Annotated in this window: 13 protein-coding genes and 2 pseudogenes; 3 read left to right on the forward strand and 12 right to left on the reverse strand. The window is 43.1% G+C overall.

The genetic code is table 11. The features are described from left to right. Positions 1-27 precede the first annotated feature (27 nt). Together FTU39_RS04000 and FTU39_RS04005 are read right to left on the reverse strand one after the other, a co-directional pair. Positions 28-1,309, reverse strand: a pseudogene (locus FTU39_RS04000) (D-arabinono-1,4-lactone oxidase). A 191-nt stretch (positions 1,310-1,500) separates the two neighbouring features. Continuing rightward, positions 1,501-3,218, reverse strand: a pseudogene (locus FTU39_RS04005) (neutral/alkaline non-lysosomal ceramidase N-terminal domain-containing protein). A 121-nt stretch (positions 3,219-3,339) separates the two neighbouring features. Between FTU39_RS04005 and FTU39_RS04010 the strand changes: the two are divergent. Both FTU39_RS04010 and FTU39_RS04015 read left to right on the forward strand, forming a co-directional pair. After that, on the forward strand, positions 3,340-4,368 hold the full coding sequence (locus tag FTU39_RS04010) for an AraC family transcriptional regulator (protein WP_004975134.1): 1,029 nt from the start codon (positions 3,340-3,342) through the stop codon (positions 4,366-4,368). A gap of 202 nt (positions 4,369-4,570) precedes the next feature. After that, on the forward strand, positions 4,571-6,217 hold the full coding sequence (locus FTU39_RS04015; RefSeq protein ID WP_104852462.1) for an acyl-CoA synthetase: 1,647 nt from the start codon (positions 4,571-4,573) through the stop codon (positions 6,215-6,217). A gap of 109 nt (positions 6,218-6,326) precedes the next feature. Here the strand turns inward: FTU39_RS04015 and yjgA are convergent, their stop codons facing one another. The 9 genes from yjgA to mazG form a co-directional block, all read right to left on the reverse strand. Next, entirely contained in the window at positions 6,327-6,860 is a 534-nt protein-coding gene (gene yjgA / locus FTU39_RS04020) for a ribosome biogenesis factor YjgA (protein ID WP_154320379.1), read from the reverse strand. 2 nt (positions 6,861-6,862) lie between these two features. After that, positions 6,863-7,132, reverse strand: a complete 270-nt coding sequence (locus tag FTU39_RS04025) for an HPr family phosphocarrier protein (protein WP_026438354.1) — start codon at positions 7,130-7,132, stop codon at positions 6,863-6,865. Beyond that, entirely contained in the window at positions 7,129-7,980 is an 852-nt protein-coding gene (gene rapZ, locus FTU39_RS04030) for an RNase adapter RapZ (RefSeq protein WP_154320378.1), read from the reverse strand. The genes FTU39_RS04025 and rapZ overlap by 4 nt, the downstream gene beginning before the upstream one ends. A 24-nt stretch (positions 7,981-8,004) precedes the next feature. Then, positions 8,005-8,850 (reverse strand): pantoate--beta-alanine ligase, encoded by an 846-nt coding sequence (gene panC, locus FTU39_RS04035; RefSeq protein WP_131260754.1) that lies wholly within the window; start codon positions 8,848-8,850, stop codon positions 8,005-8,007. A 1-nt stretch (position 8,851) separates the two neighbouring features. Beyond that, positions 8,852-9,661 (reverse strand): 3-methyl-2-oxobutanoate hydroxymethyltransferase, encoded by an 810-nt coding sequence (gene panB, locus FTU39_RS04040; protein ID WP_096901515.1) that lies wholly within the window; start codon positions 9,659-9,661, stop codon positions 8,852-8,854. A 49-nt stretch (positions 9,662-9,710) separates the two neighbouring features. Continuing rightward, positions 9,711-10,199, reverse strand: a complete 489-nt coding sequence (folK, locus tag FTU39_RS04045; RefSeq protein WP_004975118.1) for a 2-amino-4-hydroxy-6-hydroxymethyldihydropteridine diphosphokinase — start codon at positions 10,197-10,199, stop codon at positions 9,711-9,713. Further along, positions 10,196-11,662 (reverse strand): polynucleotide adenylyltransferase PcnB, encoded by a 1,467-nt coding sequence (gene pcnB, locus FTU39_RS04050; RefSeq protein ID WP_096901516.1) that lies wholly within the window; start codon positions 11,660-11,662, stop codon positions 10,196-10,198. The genes folK and pcnB overlap by 4 nt, the downstream gene beginning before the upstream one ends. A 129-nt stretch (positions 11,663-11,791) precedes the next feature. Beyond that, positions 11,792-12,259, reverse strand: a complete 468-nt coding sequence (locus FTU39_RS04055; RefSeq protein WP_180051754.1) for a ComEA family DNA-binding protein — start codon at positions 12,257-12,259, stop codon at positions 11,792-11,794. 16 nt (positions 12,260-12,275) lie between these two features. Next, positions 12,276-13,037 carry a nucleoside triphosphate pyrophosphohydrolase gene (mazG, locus tag FTU39_RS04060; protein WP_179988666.1) on the reverse strand — a complete coding sequence of 254 codons (762 nt, stop codon included), beginning with the start codon at positions 13,035-13,037 and terminating at the stop codon, positions 12,276-12,278. 107 nt (positions 13,038-13,144) lie between these two features. On the opposite strand from mazG, the gene FTU39_RS04065 reads away from it, so the two are divergent. Beyond that, on the forward strand, positions 13,145-13,918 hold the full coding sequence (locus FTU39_RS04065; protein ID WP_180050489.1) for an SDR family oxidoreductase: 774 nt from the start codon (positions 13,145-13,147) through the stop codon (positions 13,916-13,918). A 93-nt stretch (positions 13,919-14,011) separates the two neighbouring features. Here FTU39_RS04065 and der read toward each other — a convergent pair whose 3' ends face one another. Then, positions 14,012-15,424, reverse strand: coding sequence for a ribosome biogenesis GTPase Der (gene der, locus FTU39_RS04070; protein ID WP_004975107.1), 1,413 nt, complete (start codon positions 15,422-15,424; stop codon positions 14,012-14,014). Positions 15,425-15,458 lie beyond the last annotated feature (34 nt).

The raw sequence follows: 15,458 nt of genomic DNA on the forward strand, positions 1-15,458 counted from the left end.
GCGATTGCTTGAGTTGTTTATTGAACATCACGCTGCACTCAAACTTGGAATCGTGAAAATTTGTCTTAAATATGGATTAATCCATTTTTGCTGTGGATCAAGCTGCTCACGAAGTTGCATAAAATCATCCCATTTTGGATATAACTCACGTAATTGATCCGCTTGCATACTGTGCAATTTGCCCCAATGTGGACGTCCCTGATATTTTTGTAAAATCGGTTCAACCCATTTAAAAATATGTTGGCAATCTTGTTTATAAAATTGGTGGATTGAAATAGACACCGAATCCCGTCCATAAAAAGGACTCAGCCAAATATCATCGCCTTTGACATAGCGAAACTCGATTGGGAAAAACATGGCGACACGCTGTTGTTTCAAAACCGCCAATAATTCTTCTAAACACGCCAAACCTTGCTCGGCAGGCAATTGGTATTCCATTTCGTTAAATTTGGTATTGCGTGGCGTTGGGAAAATTTGACTCGACCAATCGACATGAGTACTCGGTTTGATAAACACGCCCAACAAAGATTGTAAATACGGATTTAACTGTGGAAAAACACGGGTTATTTCCGAACAAAAATTTAATAAACGGTCTTCTGATAACCAATATTGCGGACGAGGATCCGTCAATCCTCGGCTCTCATCTAAGGTTTTTAAAATCACCTGATCACTGTGTAAAAATGCCCAAAACTCAATATGGCGATGTTGATGCTTCCAACGGTCTATATATTGATAAATATCACTCAAGGCACATAAACGTAGCTGCTCTTTGAGTTTATAGCGCGAACGGTTTTGTAAAGTGATTTTGGTCATCACCCCAAAACTGCCCAGCGCGACCCGACCTGCCTGAAAAATTTCAGCATTGTGTTCAGGTGAACATTGCAACACCTCACCCTCTGCTGTGAGCAGTTCAAAATCAGTCACCAAAGCCGATAGACAATAAATCCACACCTGTGCCATGTGTTCCTGTTGCAACCACACCTGCCAAACTCTGATGATCAATATCGCCCTGATTTTGCAGCGCCTGATGAATCGGAGCTAGACATTCACCCAGTTTGTACAGCCGAGTCCCTGCATGTAAGGTGCATTGCTGCTTTTGTGCATTAAATTGATGCACCCCCTGAATATGATCTAAATTCACCATCACATCATCGGTTGTGGCTAAGGGGCTAAAGGAATGCCCTGCTCCGACCATTCTAATTTTGTCGTGCTTTCGCACAATTTTTTTCAGTTCATCTACATTTTTCGGCTGTAAAAAGTCTGGATAGGCTGTTTGCTTTCCAGACCAGTTACTCCAACGCTGTTTCATAATCCTTCCTTTTTCTGCGTGGCATTTATTTTTATTGCAGTTTGTTTTGCGTTACTTTTTAAAGTACCGCATTAAAAAAATAGAGACACATGGATGAGATAAATGACCTCTCTATCCATATTGATTTAGATTAACCTCCTGACTAGTACATGATTTAGAATATGTTTCACATGGAACAATGTATAAAAAAACTACAATTCATTTAGCGCATTAGCTTTCAAACTGTCACGATATGTTCTTTTTTCTAATTCATCCAAAGGTACAGCGGGCGGTAATAACGATGCTGTATCGCGTTGTGGAATAGGCAAATTCAATTGCTCTGCGAAATATTGAAATTTAGTTTGCAACGCTGCCAAAGTCCACTGTCCATATAAAGTGTGACCACCTTCATAGGCTTGTTGTTGATATTCCTCGAAGGTGGTCACATAGCCCATATAATCATTGCAATATGAAGCCAACCATACTTTTTGAGTCGATTCCAATTCTTGTTGTACGGTTACTTTGAGCCGCTTAGCTGCAACAGTAGTAATTTCCCCAGGACAGCACAGCAAGGTTAAGTCGCCAATTTTAATTAATTGTAATGGCACTACATTCGGTACCAACAAGCTATGATCAATTGCGCCTACACTGGCCTGCTTGTTCATTTCTGCAATCAGTTTGTCTAAAAATTTAGGATAATGATTCAGTGGCTTGCCAAAAATGGTTTTAGAACCACATTCCAGCACAATATCTTTGGGGCCTTGTGAGGCATATAGCTGTTGATAATAGCTATAATCTGCGGCTTGAGGATTACTCAACTTTTTCTTTTTCACTCGCTGCGCTAACCATTGCATACCTTTAAAAATCGGTTGTGCCACACCTGCACCATCTACAGGTGTTCCTGCAAAAAATGCTGCACCATGACAGGCTGCACTGGTTTTTGCATCTGTTTGCCCCATCGCAAATTCAACTGGAATTTCAATATTGCTTAAATCGACATAATGGCACACAGCATCTAAAGCTCCCATTAACGGCGTACCTCTATGTGCCAAAGCTTTCAGTGCCAATTCACTTTGATAGCGACCATTTTGCTGTGTATATTCGTATTCTTTTTCATCGCGCATTGCAGCACGTACCTGTGACTGCTCAGGGCCATGATAATGTGGAGAAACATCACCCGCTGCGGCTTGGGCAAAAATTGCCACAGGATTTTTGACCCCACGTTGTTGCAGTGCACGCTCGGTACAAAGTGCGGCATAACCTTTGTTATCACCATCATGAGCGCTTAAACGACTGCTTAAACAGGTAGCATGCACCCCAAATAAAGAAAAAACTGCCTGTAAATTACCTTCGCGATAAAAACCAAGCAATTGCATATCACGATCTAAGGCCAAATGTGCCTGTTCCAGCGTTCTACGAGATACATCAGGATTACGGTTATACGCTGTTAAAGAGCGATTCCATGCCACTGGCGTTTCTTCTGCAAAACGACCATTGCTCATATAAATATCGGTTTTTTCTGGGTCGCCAAAGCTTTGAGCACACTGCCCACAATCGCATCGACCACTGCATTTAAATGTTCAGGCACAAAACCAGGTGTGGGCATATTGTACAACGCTTCATGTGCACAACCGCCAGGTGCAGAATGAGTATGCGTTGCCATCAATACCAAACGCTGCGGCTGAAAACGCTCCCCCAGTTTACGCTGTAAACGCTGTATCGCTAAATGACGCATGGCATAGGTCACACACCCCATATCCAGACAGCAAAAAATTAATAAGTCATTGTCTAAGGTTTGAATACAAATACTGCGGGCAAATAAAGCTGTTCGTTGTTCATAGGCACGATGTTTCCAGTTGCCATAACCAAACATGGCAAGCCCTTTTGGCTGAATATGAATTTCCTGTTTATCCCAACCCACCAAATACATTGCAATCGTATTCCTTTTCATCTATACAATCAGTCATGACGCTGATCAACGCCATTAAACAAAATTGCATCACGGCAAATAAGGGTCAAAGCGACAATGGCATGGGGGGATAATCGGACTTATGTCAGCAACTTCAAACTACTTGCTGCAGCACGTGCCGCCTGCCTTATTGTCAGGTCTGATTCATTACGCCAAAGAACAACAGATCCCCTATCAACCATGGTTTCAGGGAATTTCTCAAGATCTTGATCAAATCGTCCAAGGCAATGGTTTTGTTTCATTTCAAGATATTTGCAAAGTGGTGACACGCGCCCTGCAAGACACTCAATGTGCACATTTAGGCTTAGAAATTGGACGTGACAAGGGGCTGATTTCCATGGGCATGCTCGGTTTTGCCATGGTGTCCAGTCAAAATGTTGTAGAAGCCTTACAGACAGGACTGCAGTACCATCCCATTTCAGGCAGTGTGATGGATTTGGAGTACGATTTTTCCTCGACCTCTCCTACACTGGTGATGAAAGAGCGTTATCCCACGGGGAACTTACTGCGCTTTTTTTGCGATGAAGTCCTCTCCAGTATTGTTAGCTGCTTAGACGTCATGCTTGGCAATCATCAAGATTTGGTCGAAGTGCATTTTAGTTTTGCCCAACCCGACTATTTAGAGGCTTATCAGGTGCATTATCAATGTCCTCTGCACTTTTCATCATACATGAATGCTTTGGTGTTCCGACCAGAGATTTTAGGACGCCAAATTAAAACCTCTAGTGCCGCCAATTACAGCACCGCCCTGCGTGTCTGCCAACAAGCGTATCAGGATATGCAGGCGATTAATCAACAGCAATATGCACACGTGTTGAGTTATCTAATCGAACAGCATTTACCTCAGCACTTTGATATGCACCAAGCGGCACAACATTTTCAAATGAGCGAAAGACATTTACGCAGACAATTACTTGCCGAAGGCTGCAACTTCCAAAACCTGCGCCAACACGTTTTGGAAAATAAAGCCAAACAACTGCTACAACAGCCTTTGAGCATGACTGAAATTAGCCAACAACTTGGCTTTAGTGAATTACGCGAATTTCGACGTGCATTTAAGCGTTGGACAGGTCTCAGCCCATCACTCTATAAAAGCCAAATGACAGAATAAGTTAATATTTTCCAATAAGCTACTATTTTTATTGAATAAAAAATAGCTGCTAAATTTTACTTAAACTATTTTTTAAATTTACTTACAAGCGATTCAAAACAAAAACAACAGATTTTCGACTAAAGCATAACTGCAAAGCTGTCATAAAATCCCTATCTTTTTAAGTTGGATAAAATAACGACACATATTATGGAGAATAACAATGGTCAGCGCATACGATGAATTACCGCGTACCCCTGCGAACTTTGTCGCCTTGTCCCCGTTACGTTACTTAGAACGGGCAGCTTATATTTACCCGCACCAAAACGCGATTATTCACGGTTCACGTCAAATTACCTGGCGCGAAACTTATTTGCGCTGCTGCCAATTTGCACATCAACTTCAAAATTTAGGCATCAGCAAAAATGACACTGTTTCGGTGCTGCTTCCGAATGTTCCTGCCATGCTAGAAGCACACTTTGCTGTGCCAATGGCGGGTGCAGTGCTGAACACACTAAACACTCGTTTAGATGCCAAAACACTGGCGTTTATGCTCGATCATGCAGAATCCAAAGTGCTTTTGGTTGACCCTGAATTTGCGGCTTTGGCACAAGAAGCCTTAGCGATGGTCAATCATGAAATTTACGTGATTGATGTCAACGATGCAGAATATGAGCATGCTGCCAATGCCCTTAGCATCGGACAGATTGAATACGAAACTTGGCTGGCTGCAGGTGACCCAAATTTTGAATGGCATTTGCCACAAGATGAATGGGATGCAATTAGCCTGAACTATACGTCTGGCACGACAGGCAACCCGAAAGGCGTGGTCTATCATCATCGCGGTGCCTACATTAATGCAGCCAGTAATATTATTGCCTGCGGGATGACCCCACGTGCAACCTACCTATGGACACTGCCCCTATTCCACTGTAATGGCTGGTGCTTTGCATGGACGATGGCAGCCAACGGTGGCACCAATATCTGCTTACGTAAAGTCGACCCTGAACTGATTTTTAAATTAATTGCAGAGCACAAAGTCGATTATTTCTGCGGTGCGCCAATTGTCTTGTCGATGCTCATCAACACCCCTGAGGAGAAAAAGACCCAGTTTGATCACCGTGTTGAAGTGATGGTTGCGGGTGCTGCACCGCCAGCAGCAATTATTGAAGGTATGCGCAATATTGGCATTAACGTAACTCACGTTTATGGCTTAACTGAAACCTATGGCCCATCTGCGCTGTGTGCTTCTCAAGCAGGCTGGAGCGACCTATCCATTCAAGAACAAGCACAATTACATTCGCGTCAAGGCGTGCCTTATCCGCTGCAAGATGGCATGAAAGTTTTAGACCCAGAAACCATGCAACCTGTACCAAAAGACGGCAAAACCATGGGCGAAATTATGTTCCGTGGCAATATCGTGATGAAAGGTTATTTGAAAAACCCAGAAGCCACCGCAGAAGCATTTGCAGGTGGCTGGTTCCATACGGGCGATTTAGCTGTCTGCCAACCCGATGGCTACGCCAAAATTACTGACCGCTCTAAAGATGTGATTATTTCAGGTGGTGAAAATATTTCTTCACTCGAAGTGGAAGAGGTGTTGTATCAACATCCTGCAGTTTTGACAGCCGCAGTGGTGGCAAAACCAGATCCACGTTGGCAGGAAGTCCCGTGTGCCTTTATTGAACTGAAAGAAGGCAAGCAGGTCAGCCCTGAAGAAATTATTGCCTATTGCAGTCAACATTTGGCGCGTTTTAAAGTACCAAAGGATGTGGTGATTACTGAAATTCCAAAAACATCGACAGGTAAATTACAAAAATTTGTACTGCGTGAATGGGCCAAAGAGCGTTCAGTCGGTGAGTTTGGCTAAAATTTGAAAATCTCTATATTAAGACCAAATAAAAACGACTCGTCATGAGTCGTTTTTTTGTGCAATCATCAGCTCACGCTATCTATCTTCTTAGATAAGGTACGCTAATCTAGCTTTCTGACAATAAAGCCACTTGCTGCACATAGTTAAACAACTTGAGCTTAGATGCTTCAAGTTCTTCCGCAGACACTTCCTGTTTCATATCACGGTGGATACGCAACACATGCTGACGCAGCGTATGACGCTCAGCTGCTTTATAGGTTTTACTAAAATCATTAATCACAGGGTCGCCGTCTTTAATAATTCGCTCTACCCAACGCTGTAACTGTGCGGTTTTTTTCGCACCTTGCTGCGGCGTCAAATAAGACAAAATTACGCTTTCATCTTCATTACGCAACAATTTACCAATACGCTGACACTGACGACGACGTGCTTCATGTGAAGTAATACTTTGCAATTCCAGTAAAGCATCAATTAAACGCTCTTCTACTGGAAGTTTTTGAATTTGTTTAGTACTTAACTGCGCCAATTGTTCGCCAAGCGCGGCCATACGTTGTACGGCTTTTTTCTGTTCGGTTTTACTTGCACGCCCTTCTAAAGATTCAAAGTCATCTTCGGTAAAACGTTGCGGTCGACGTGCCACGATTAATCTGCCTCGTAAAATTTTGCTGCAAACAGTGCTTGAATATCAGATAAAGCTTTTTCTTCATCTGCACCATCAATCACCAAGCGTAAAGTAGTTCCCTTGCCTGCACCTAACATGAGCAAGGACATAATATTTTTGGCATCAACCAATTTGTCGCCTTTACCAATTTGGATTGACGAACGGAATTTGGTGGTCACTTCAATCAGTTTCCCAGATGCCCGTGCATGTAAACCTAGTTTATTAATTACGTCAACAGTTGTGTCAATCATGACCAGTGCTTCATTTCTCGGTGTAAGACTTGAATAGACCATTTTGCCTCAAGTGCTTTTTTTAGTCTATCAACGATATAAACGGAACGGTGTTGCCCACCCGTACAGCCAATTGAAATGGTAATGTAGTGTCGATGCCCTTCGGCAAAGGCTGGCAACCATTTTTCTAAAAACTGCTGAATGTCGTGAAACATTTCATGCGTTTGTGAACTTTGTTGCAAAAATTCCTGCACAGGGGCATCTAAGCCTGAATATTTCCTGAGCTCCAAATCCCAATGTGGATTAGGCAAATGGCGCACATCAAACACATAATCGGCATCTAAAGGAATTCCGTGCTTATAGCCAAAGGATTGTAAAATTACAATAAGATTGTCGGTTTGTCCAAGCTTAGACAACAATACGTGTTTTAGATCATGCACACTTTTGTCAGTGGTATCAATATGAACCGTAGAGCGGAACTGAATCGGCATCAACAAGTTTTTTTCTTCTTGAATACATTCATTCAAGCTTTTAAAACGGCTAGAGAGTGGATGCGGACGGCGTGATGCGCTAAAACGGGCAATCAATTCCTGATCTTGCGTGGTCAGATAAATAATATCGACTGAACCATGCTTTTGCAGTTGCTCAAATACCAAATCAAACTCTTGCAAGTCGGCACGGGTGCTGCGTACATCTACCCCCAATGCCAACTGCTCCAAGTTATTTTCCTGATCCAGTTTATCCACAATTTCGGGGAGCAATGCCAAAGGTAAATTATCAATACAGTAATAACCCAAATCTTCCAACACTTGTAATGCCGAAGATTTTCCTGAACCCGATTGACCTGTCACGATCAAAATACGTTTCATGGCATGCAACCCTTCTATTGCCAGCTATGCAGAATGTTTGACCTGCAAATTATCAATTAAACGTGTATTGCCCAATTTTGCTGCAACGAACAACACCAGATCTTCACTAAATGCTTCAATTTTCTGCAATTCTGTTGTACGCGCCTCTACATAGTCCACAACAAAGCCTGCTGCTGTCAATGTTGCTTTAATATTCGCTAACACTTGTGACAAAGTTTCACCTTGCTGTAATGCTTGTGCAGCAGCCTTTAAACTTTGATAGATTGTCGGTGCAATTTGACGCTGTTCAGCGCTCAAATACCCATTGCGTGAACTAAGTGCCAAACCATCTGCTGCACGTACAATTGGCACACCAATCACTTCTAGCGGAATATTCAAGTCACGTACAAACTGACGAATGACTGCCAGTTGTTGATAGTCTTTTTCACCAAAGAAAGCATAGTTTGGCTGTACCATATTGAATAATTTGGTCACGACCACCGCAACACCATCAAAGTGTCCAAGACGCTGCAAGCCACACAAGTCTGCCGTAATCTCACTCACTGAAATATTGGTCAAACGTGGTTTGTTACCATACATTTGCTCAACTGAAGGCGCAAAAATAATGTCGCAACCGACCTCTGCCAACAATTGGCTGTCTTGGTCTAAAGTTCGCGGATAACTGTCAAAGTCTTCATTAGGGCCAAATTGAATTGGATTGACAAAAATACTGACCACCACCACATCACATATTTTTTTCGCTTCGCGCACCAAGGTCAAATGCCCTTCGTGCAAATTGCCCATGGTCGGAACAAAACCAATGGTTTTACGCGCAGCGCGTGCAGGCTGTAATGAAGCCGCTAAGCCTTGAATTGTGGTTTCAGTTTTCATATTACAACTCGACTTGGAAAGTTTGTTCACGTGCTGGGAAAGAACCATCTTGAACTGCAGCATGATAGTCTTTAAATGCATCCAAAATGGCAGTTTCACCCGCTTGTTCTTTCATAAAGTTACGTACAAATTTTGCGACACGACCAAAAGTCAGCCCCAGCATGTCTTGCACCACTAGTACCTGACCGTCAGTGTCTGCACCTGCACCAATCCCAATCACTGGAATTTCAGGGAACAAGGCAGAAATTTCTTGACCTAGCTGTGCTGGCACACATTCTAGTAACAGAATCGCCGCGCCTGCTTCTACCACAGCTTTACAGTCAGCAATCAGTTTATCTGCAGCTTCGCGGGTACGTGCCTGTAATTTATAACCGCCAAATACATGCACCGATTGTGGCGTTAAACCTAAATGTACACAGACAGGAATACCATTACGGGTCAGTGTTGCAACGGTTTCGCTGAGCCATGCACCACCTTCCATTTTGACCATTTGTGCACCCGCTTGCATCACCTCTTTCGAGCTTTGCAATGCATCATTTAAGGTGGCATAACTCATAAATGGCAAGTCAGTCAAAATAAAAGCATGTTGATTACCACGACGCACCGCCGCAGTATGATAAGCCATATCCGCCACGCTGACAGGCAAGGTTGAGTCACGCCCCTGAATGGACATCCCCAAAGAATCGCCAATTAAAATCGTATCAATTTCAGCAATTTCCATTGCTTTCGCCATGCTTGCATCATAGCAAGTCAGGCAGGAGAATTTTCGACCTTCCGCTTTAAATTTTCTTAGGTCACTTAAACTAATCATGAAAATATTCCTCTATGGAAAAAGCATCACGCATGCTTAATTTAAAACTTTATAGCCCTGCCCAATTGCTGGCATCTACAACAGTTAAGCTCGGATGTTCAAGCAATGGCGAGTGTTTTAATAATTGTCCCTTAACGCTTAAGTTAGCATCCAAATCTAACAACGGGATGACGACAAAATCACGTTCTAACACCCCCACATGCGGTACAGTCAGACGTTCATTTTGAATGTTGGCATCAGCATAAATCAACAAGTCTAAATCTAGCGTACGCTCACCCCAATGACGTAAACGCACCCGACCCGACTCTTGTTCAAAACGCTGTAATTCATCTAACAATGCCAAGGCTTCAAGTTCGGTATCTAAACGTACCACAGCATTCAAATAATTAGGCTGATCTTGTGGCCCCATTGGTGGGCTTTGATACAGTTTAGAAGTCTGCACTTGCCCCAAAGTTGCCAGTTTTTGCACCGCTTCAGTCAAAATTTGACGCGAATCGCCCAAATTACTGCCTAAACCAATATAGGTGATGTTGCTCATTGTGTTGGCCCAAAAATCACTTGGCTTAAATCACGTTGCACACGTTTACGTTTTAAAATCGGATGATCTGCACCAATACCTGAACCGTTTGCTGTAGCAGTCAATTGCGCCCGATTTTCTTCATACTGTTTGGCTTTACGCGCACGTCGACTACGAGGCTCAGGCTCATTCACCAAGGGTTCAATCTGCATATCGGCAGCATGTGTTGCTGGTGCCACATCAACAGGTTCTTGCGCTGTTTTACGGCGGCTCTTGGCACGTAATCGGTTATATTGGGCAATCGCACGTTCTTTTTCATCGGTGCTCATAAGCTGGTAGGCATCCCACCACTGACCCATTCCTAAAGTCGAGCTATCGCCTGCTTTTTCACGCAGTAATAAAAAGTCAAAACCTGCACGGAAACGCGCATGCCCAGACAATGCTTCAATTTGCTGTGGTTTCGGTTGCAATAAACGGGTTTGCATTTCCCAAACTTCACGAATAAAAGTTTCAGCAAAACGAGGAATAATGGTACGTGTCGCCTGACGTTTCAGTACATCTAAACCTGCTTGGGCTCGCGCTTCGGCTGCCACCACACCTTTAGAAAGATAAAAGTCACAACGCTCTAAAAACGGTTGCCACAACAGCACCGCATAGAAAAATGCAGGGTTGATGGTTTTACCAATCGCAATCCGTTGATCGGTATTTTTTGCTGCACGTTCAATAAATGAGTTGATGTCTGGCTTGATGTCGGCAAATAACTGACGCCAAATACCAAACTCAATCAACATCGGCAGGACTTTATTTAAATGTCCCATCGTAAAGAGTTTTTGCGACTCATCATATAAACGGTGTGGCGATACATCACGCAATAACTGCGTCATTTCAGGCGTAAAAATTTTAAGAATTTTTGGATCAATATTGAAATTTAATTTGGCAGCAAAACGCAAAGTACGCAGCATACGCACTGGGTCTTCTTCAAAACGTAAAGTTGGATCGCCCAATAAACGCAAGTTTCTGTGCTTTATATCATCTACGGCATTGCAAAAATCTAACACGATGCCTTTGCGTGGCTGGTAATACAACGCATTGATTGAAAAGTCACGACGGGCAAAATCTTGCTCGATTGTGCCCCAGTTATTATCGCGCAGAATCATCCCCGCCGCAGAAGTCACAGCTTTTTTCGGTGGCGCACGGAAAGTGGCCACTTCAATTAGTTCACGCCCTGCATAGACATGCGCCAGCTCAAAACGTCGTCCAATAATTCGGCAACGTCGTCCGAAAACTTCTTTCACTTGTGAGGGTGTGGCATTGGTTACGGCATCAAAATCCTTCGGATTTAGCCCTAACATTAAGTCACGAACTCCACCACCGACGATATAGGCTTCATAGCCTGCTTTGGTTAAAGCATCTAGAACATCTAAAATGGAAGAAGGTAATTGAGCGGTAGATAAACCACATTTTGACGCGCGCAAAGTTTGCAAAAGACGCTGTCTCCTACGTCTGAACGTAAAACAGATAAGATGTCGCTAATCATATCTCTAACACAATCAAAGGGCAATTTGATTCACATGCTAATTTTGCAATGTGCAGTGCTAAAATTCTGCTTGCAGCTACAATGCCAACTTGTGTTTATTCTTGGCAAATAAGGCAGACCCAATCCCTTTGACTTGCTGAAGTTCTTCAATACTTTGGAATTTTCCATTTTGTTTTCGATATTCCACAATCGCTTGTGCTTTTTTCATGCCCACCCCAGACAATTGCTGCAATTGTTCTAGTGAAGCGCTATTTAAACGCACTTGATTTGTATGCGCACTTTGCTGAGTAGGACGTGCTAAATAATGTTCTGCGCTTGATGATGTGGTTTGAGCCGCACTTAAACGCTGATCTTGCGCGGCTTGCTGCGCTTTCCATTTTAAATAGTTTTGATCATAGCTGTGCCCAGCCACCTGCGCAGGCTTAGATTGCACATTTTGTGCTGTAGTCCATACACTGATACTGCATAACAGCAATGCAAGCCAGTACTGCCATCCGAAAGAAAAAAAGCGAAAAGAAACTTTTAATTGCTGCGATATATTCATGTTGCCGCAAAACCTGTCATTTTAATTGTTGTTTTGCCTGCTCCCAAAGTTGATCCATTTCTTCTAAAGTCATATCTTCTATTGTTTTTTGTTGTAATTCGGCCTGATCTTCAATGTAAGCAAAGCGTGTTCTAAATTTATGAATTGTGCCCAATAATGCCAACTCACTGGACACGCCAAGTTTACGCCCAACATTGATTAAAGAAAACAAACAATCCCCTAACTCATCCTGTATTTCATCGGATTGTTGCTGTTGAATCGCCTGTTGTAATTCTTGCAATTCTTCTTCTAACTTGCCATACGCATCTTGCACGGTATGAAAGTCAAAGCCCAATTGTGCCGCATGCTGCTGAATTTGCTGTGCCTGCACCAAAGCGGGTGCATGTTTCACCTCATCTAAACGGGACTTTGCTTTACCCTGTTTTTCTTGTTGTTTGATGGTTTTCCATAAGGCAGCGACATCTTCTGCGCTAAGCTGCGCAAACTGTTCTGCCTGAAACACATGTGGATGCCGACGAATTAATTTATCGCAAATGGCTTGTACCACATCTTGAAAATCAAATGCACCTTGCTCGCTATACATTTGTGCCTGAAACACCACTTGCAACAACAAATCACCCAGCTCATCACGTACATCATCTACCTTGCCTGAACGCACTGCCGCTTCAACTTCATAAGCTTCTTCAATCGCGTATTTAGTCAAACTTTCTGGGGTTTGTTTTTGATCCCACGGGCATTGTTGACGTAACTGTTGCATGATTGAAAGCAATTGCTGCATGGGTTGTTCCTTATTTCAATTTATTGCACGAATGCACCATTTTTTTGTTATGCTCAGATGGCAAGGACGATATGCACAACAAAAATAACATCAGGGAGCAAGTTCAAATGCACAGTATCTTGATTAGTGGCGCTGCACAAGGCATTGGTGCGGCAATCGCACAATTGTTTTATCGGCAAGGTTACCGTGTCGGTATTTATGATATTCATCTCACACAAGCACAGCAATTGGCAGAACAATTGGGTGAGCGTGCGCATGCAGGTTTGCTTGATGTAGCAGACTATACCAGTTGGCAAGCTGCATTATCCGATTTTTGCCAATGGGCAGGTGAATTGAATATTTTGGTGAATAATGCAGGAATTCTCTACTCAGGCGCATTTGAAGACACACCCATAGAAGCGCATCATCGGACTATGGCAGTGAATGTGAATGGTGTATTAAACGGTTGTCATGCGGCTTTGCCTTATTTAAAACAAGCAAGTTTTGCACGGGTGATTAACCTGTCTTCGGCATCTGCGATTTATGGACAAGCCGATTTAATTTCTTATTCTGCTTCCAAATTTGCAGTACGTGGCATTACGGAAGGTTTAGATATAGAGTGGCAAAAATACGGCACTCGGGTCTTAGATGTCATGCCGCTATTTGTACAAACTGCAATGGTGAAAGATATGGATGCAGCCACCATTCAAAACATGGGCGTGCATTTATCGACAGAAGATGTCGCCCAGGTGGTGTATCAACAAGCGACGGTTAAAGATTCGATTCTGACCAATACGCATCGTGCGGTCGGTTTAAAAGCCAAAACCCTAATGCAACTTTCGAGTATTAGCCCACAATGGTTAAATCGTCTGTCGAATAGCTTGTTGGCGAAGCGTCATTAATTCTACATCTATCTATATTTAAATTAAGTTGCTCAAAAAAAATCCCGAATTCACATTCGGGATTTTTTAATCAAACGCGTCAAAATTTAAGCCTTAGCCTCGCTTAAACTTCTTCTCGGCTTTCTTAAACTTCTGCACATAACGACGACGACGTGCCGCAGTACGCTCATCCACTTGTGACTTACGCCCTTCAAATGGGTTTTCAGAGGTTTTAAATTCAATTTTTACAGGTGTACCTTCTAGCTTATAGACTTTACGGAACACGTTTTCTAAATAACGACGGTAATCTGCAGGAGTTTTATCGACCTTATTACCATGAATCACGATGGTTGGCGGGTTCTGTCCACCCATGTGTGCATAACGCATTTTAATAGCACGACCTTGCACTTTAGGTGGATGGTGTGCATCTGTTGCATCATTCAAGATTTGCGTCAATTTGGCAGGTGACACTTTTAAGTGCGATGACTCATACGCACGGTGGATAGATGGATATAAGTCACCCACGCCTGTACCATGCAAGGCAGAAATCAGGTGGATTTTTGCCCATGGAATAAAGTCAAAACGACGCTCAACATCTAACTTACATTGTTTGCGATCATATTCGGACATATTGTCCCATTTGTTAATCGCAATCACCATGGCACGCCCTGCTTCAAGTGCGTAACCAATTAAGTGCAAATCTTGCTCGACAATACCATCACGTGCATCAACCACAATCACCACCACGTGTGCATCTTTCATGGCTTGCAAGGTTTTCACAATCGAGAATTTCTCGATCATTTCATCGACCTTACCTTTACGACGCACACCTGCAGTATCAATCAAGGTGTATTTACGTTCGTTGCGCTCAAACGGAATATAGACTGAGTCACGTGTCGTACCTGGCTGATCGTATGCCACTACACGTTCTTCACCCAATAAACGGTTAACCAGTGTCGATTTACCCACGTTTGGACGTCCAATAATGGCTAAACGCAAACCTGTGTCTTGATCATGTGCATCTGGGTTTTCATCTTCAGGAACATCTGCCAAAACGTCTTCCAGCATTTGCTGAACGCCTCGACCATGGCTGGCAGCCACTTGCAATGGCTCGCCCATACCCAGTTTAAAGAACTCAACCAAAGCGGCTTCGGCATGTACGCCATCTACTTTGTTCGCCACCAAGAATACTTTTTTGCCCAAAGTACGCAATTCACGCGCAATTTGCTCATCCGATGCCAACAAGCCTGCACGTGCATCGACCACAAAAATGATCATATCGGCTTCATGGATGGCTGTTTTAGATTGTTCAGCCATGTAAGAGTCGATGCCACCTTCACTTTCGCCAATACCGCCAGTATCGACCACAATGAAAGATTTATTTTGATAGGTTGCATCACCATATTTGCGGTCACGTGTCAGACCTGCAAAGTCAGCAACAAGTGCATCACGGCTCTTGGTAATCTGGTTAAACAGCGTTGATTTTCCGACGTTCGGACGACCAATGAGCGCAATTACGGGTTTCATAGATTAACCTTTATTCAAGATCAGTCAGTTTCAA

The organism is Acinetobacter sp. YH12099, assembly GCF_013419195.1.
Lineage (GTDB): Bacteria > Pseudomonadota > Gammaproteobacteria > Pseudomonadales > Moraxellaceae > Acinetobacter > Acinetobacter towneri.